Source organism: Mesorhizobium sp. M7A.F.Ca.US.005.03.2.1, assembly GCF_003997795.1.
Taxonomy (GTDB): domain Bacteria; phylum Pseudomonadota; class Alphaproteobacteria; order Rhizobiales; family Rhizobiaceae; genus Mesorhizobium; species Mesorhizobium ciceri.
The window spans coordinates 1-3,661 of the sequence record NZ_RZRP01000649.1 but is presented as its reverse complement, the minus strand read 5'-3'; the positions used below and the strand labels follow the sequence as shown (position 1 = coordinate 3,661).

Below are 3,661 nucleotides of genomic sequence, written 5' to 3'. Positions count from 1 at the left end.
GTCTTTCGCATCCTCCGACGCGCGGCGCTCAAGCTTCCTTGATCGTCATTGTCAGGATGCGTTTGTCCGCGCCGTCGACGACGAGCGCGCTCAGCATGCCTGATTGCCAGGCAAGCGTGTCGACATTGACGCGATTTGCCATCACTTCCGCCTCCGGCACCGGCGTGTGGCCGTGCACCACGATCTTCGGATAGAGGTCGGGGTGGTTGTGGAAGACGTCGCGGATCCAGATCAGATCCTGCGGGTTTTGCTTCTCCAGAGGAATGCCCGGCCTGATGCCGGCATGGCAGAAGAAGAAGTCCCCGAAAGTCACGGAAAACGGCAGCGATCGCAGGAAGTCGATGTGGCTTTGCGGCACGGCCTCGACCAGTGCCTGATGTCCTCTGCGCACGGCCGATTCGGCCTTGCCGAACCACACGCTTGTGCCTTCACTGATCGTTACGCCGTAAGACTGTGCCGTCTGGATGCCGCCGAACCGGATGAAAAGCCCTTCCGGGTCAGGGGTCTTGAGAAAATCGAGAAAGCCGATGTCGTGGTTGCCGGCCAGCATCAGGTGACGAGGGTCTCGCTCTTGCGCTTCGATCAGGAAATCGATGACGCCCTTCGAGTCCGGCCCGCGGTCGACATAGTCGCCAAGATGGATGACGCGCCAGTCGGCAGGCGCCTCCTGCTCGATCTCGGCCCTGATGCGCAGATGCATGGCCGCCAGCAGGTCGAGCCGGCCGTGGACGTCGCCGATCGCATAGAGACGGATGCCGTCCGGCCCATGCGCGTCGAGAAAATGGATGCCGGATTCTGCCAACTTTTCGGTGTCTCCGTGGTCAGGCGGTCACGGGACCTGGCGCCGGAGCTGGTCCTTGCCCATGTCGGTGACAAGACGCTTTCCGCACAGCGCCAGCGTGATGTCCATCTCCTTGCGGATGATTTCCAACGCCTTGGTAACCCCTTCCTTGCCAAGCGCCCCCAGGCCGTAAAGAAACGGCCGGCCGATATAGGTTCCCTTGGCACCGAGGCAAAGCGCCTTCAGGACATCCTGGCCGGAGCGGATGCCGCCATCCATATGCACTTCGATCGTGTCACCGACCGCGTCGGCAATCTCTTCCAGCACGCCGATCGACGACGACGCACCATCGAGCTGGCGCCCGCCATGGTTGGAAACGATGATCGCGTCGGCGCCGGTCTTGGCCGCCATCAGCGCGTCCTCCTTGTCGAGAATGCCCTTGAGGATCAGCTTGCCGCCCCAGCGCTCCTTGATCCAGGCGACGTCCTTCCACGACAGATGCAGGTCGAACTGCTCCGTCGTCCACGATGCCAGCGAGGCCATGTTGCCGACGCCCTTGGCGTGGCCGACAATGTTGCGGAAGGTCCGCCGCTTGGTGCCGGCCATGGCGGCGCACCAGCGCGGGCGGATGGCCATGTCGACGATGTTCGTCAGCGTCAGCTTGGGTGGCGCCGAAAGCCCGTTGCGGATGTCCTTGTGGCGCTGACCGAGAATCTGCAGGTCGAGCGTCAGCACGAGCGCCGAGCATTTCGCCGCCTTTGCCCTGTCGATCAGGTTGAGCACGAAATCCTTGTCACGCAGCACATAGAGCTGAAACCAGAACGGCTTCGTGGTAACCGAGGCGACATCCTCGATCGAGCAGATGCTCATCGTCGACAAGGTAAACGGCACGCCGAATTCCTCCGCCGCCTGCGCCGCCAGCATCTCGCCATTGGCGTGCTGCATGCCGGTCATGCCGGTTGGCGCCAATGCCACCGGCATAGACACTTTTTCGCCGATCATCGTCGATGCCAGCGAACGGTTGTCCATGTCGACGAGGACGCGCTGGCGGAACTTGATCTTCTGGAAATCCTCCTCGTTGGCCCGATACGTGCTTTCGGTCCACGAACCGGAATCGGCATAGTCGAAGAACATCTTCGGCACACGCCGGCGTGCGAGGTCCTTGAGGTCGGCGATGGTCAGGATCTGGCTCATGGGCTTCCCGTTTCGATAGCTAGGAGCGTTTGCGTGCTGGTTCTGTATCGGTGGCGTCAACGCGCTGTTTCAACCTCAGCCGCGAGACGCGCTGCCAGTCGCCGCTGCGCTCGGCCTCCGCCATCGACCGTTCGACATAGGTGATGTGGTCCATCGCCGCCTGGCGGGCGGCGGCCGGGTCGCCGGCCTTCACCGCCGCATGGATCGCCCGGTGCTGCGCGAGCAGGGCGTCGCGCGCGCCGGGTACGGTGAACACCAGCAGCCGGTTCTGGAACACGCCCTCCGACAGCAGCCGATAACAGGAGCGCAGCGTGTGCAAAAGGATGATGTTGTGTGCGCATTCGCAGATCGCGTGGTGGAACTCGACGTCGATCTCGGCCTCGTCGTCGAAGTCGCCGGTCCGGTGCGCATCGTCCATGCGTGCCATGATCTTGTCGAGCAGCGCCATGTCGTCTGGGGTGGCGCGCCGTGCCGCATATTCAGCCGCAACCCCTTCGATCTCGCGGCGGTATTCCAGATAGTCGGTCACTGCCTTGCGGTGCATCGAGATCAGGTCCGTCACCGGTTTGGTGAAGAGCTGGCCGATGACATCGGCGACATGCGTGCCGCCGCCGGGCCTTGTCGTCAAAAGGCCGCGTCCTTCCAGTGCCTTCAGGGCGTCACGCAGGATCGGCCGCGATACGTCGAACTGGCGTGCAAGCTCGCGCTCGCCCGGCAGCCGGTCGCCGGTGCGCAGCACGCCTTCGAGGATGAGGCTCTCGATCTGCTGCACCACCTCGTCGGCGGTGCGCGAATGCTCGATCCTGGAAAAAATGTCGCTCAACAGAATGCCTGGAAGGTGAACCGGTGCCGCAGAATAGAGCCTGCCTCGCCAACTGGTCAAATTATTTATCCAATTGACAAAAAGCTGGCCGATTTCCCGCCCGATCCCGTGATCTTCGGCTAACTTTGCCGTTTGCGTCGTCAGGCCATTGGCACTAGAGGGACGCGAGTGCAAGCGGGTTCAAGGAAACCCCCGGGGAACAAGCCGTGTCAGACGACCCGTCCGATCTCGAATTCCAGCCGCGCGCCAAGGGCAGCGTCATGGGCTTTCCCGCGCATGAGGGCCGGCCCGGCGCACTCGGCGAGGTTCATGCCCGGCCGCATCCGCTGATCGAAAAGCCACGCGTCCTGATGCAACTCGCCTTCATGACGGAGGGCGGCTCCGGCGTCGACCACGCGGTGCTTTCCGAACTGTCGCGGCGCCTCGGCATCGCCGCGCCCGACCGCCAGGCCCGCCACCATGCCATGAAATGGGGCAAGGGCTCGCTGCGTTGGGAGCGGCACACCGAATTCTCGACCTATTTGTGGGAAGGGCCGCTTTCCGAAAGCGGCAGGACGCAGGAGGACTCACCCTTCGGCAACGGGTTTTCCCCGCCGGGAACCTGCATCTCCGGCATCAGGCTCGAAATCCGCAAATGGACGCAAGCAACCGAGCAACTGATAGCCGGTTTCGATCCGACCAGCCTGTGCTACTCGCTGGTCGAGCGCGGAAACGCCGCCATCGTCACCGATTTTCGCCAGGATGGCGATGGCCTGACGCGCATGCTGCTGCTCGATCGCGGCTTGACCCCGGCGCGCACCGGCGCGTTGTCGCAGCGGCTTATCGACATCGAGACCTATCGGACGCTGGCCATGCTCGGCCTG

The 3,661-nt window shown here is 63.2% G+C and carries 4 protein-coding genes; 1 reads left to right on the top strand and 3 read right to left on the bottom strand.

The genetic code is table 11. From position 1 onward, the window contains the following. Positions 1-28 precede the first annotated feature (28 nt). Genes EN991_RS27585 through EN991_RS27575 form a run of 3 tightly spaced genes read right to left on the bottom strand, consistent with a single transcriptional unit; the run spans position 29 to position 2,798 of the window. Complete coding sequence (locus tag EN991_RS27585) at positions 29-802, bottom strand: metallophosphoesterase (RefSeq protein WP_063172771.1); 774 nt, start codon at positions 800-802, stop codon at positions 29-31. A 27-nt stretch (positions 803-829) separates the two neighbouring features. Continuing rightward, a complete protein-coding gene (locus EN991_RS27580) occupies positions 830-1,975 on the bottom strand; it encodes an alpha-hydroxy acid oxidase (protein ID WP_013530347.1) in 1,146 nt (381 codons plus the stop codon). Between the two features lie 19 nt (positions 1,976-1,994). Beyond that, positions 1,995-2,798 carry an FCD domain-containing protein gene (locus EN991_RS27575; protein ID WP_127369935.1) on the bottom strand — a complete coding sequence of 268 codons (804 nt, stop codon included), beginning with the start codon at positions 2,796-2,798 and terminating at the stop codon, positions 1,995-1,997. A 206-nt stretch (positions 2,799-3,004) separates the two neighbouring features. Here EN991_RS27575 and EN991_RS27570 point away from each other — a divergent pair. Further along, positions 3,005-3,661: DUF3422 family protein (locus tag EN991_RS27570; protein WP_127369934.1), on the top strand; the 657-nt coding region annotated here is incomplete at its 3' end.

Coding starts and splice junctions, on each gene's coding strand:
- EN991_RS27580 (WP_013530347.1), bottom strand. CDS start 1,975: ATGAGCCAGATCCTGACCATCGCCGACCTCAAGGACCTCGCACGCCGG.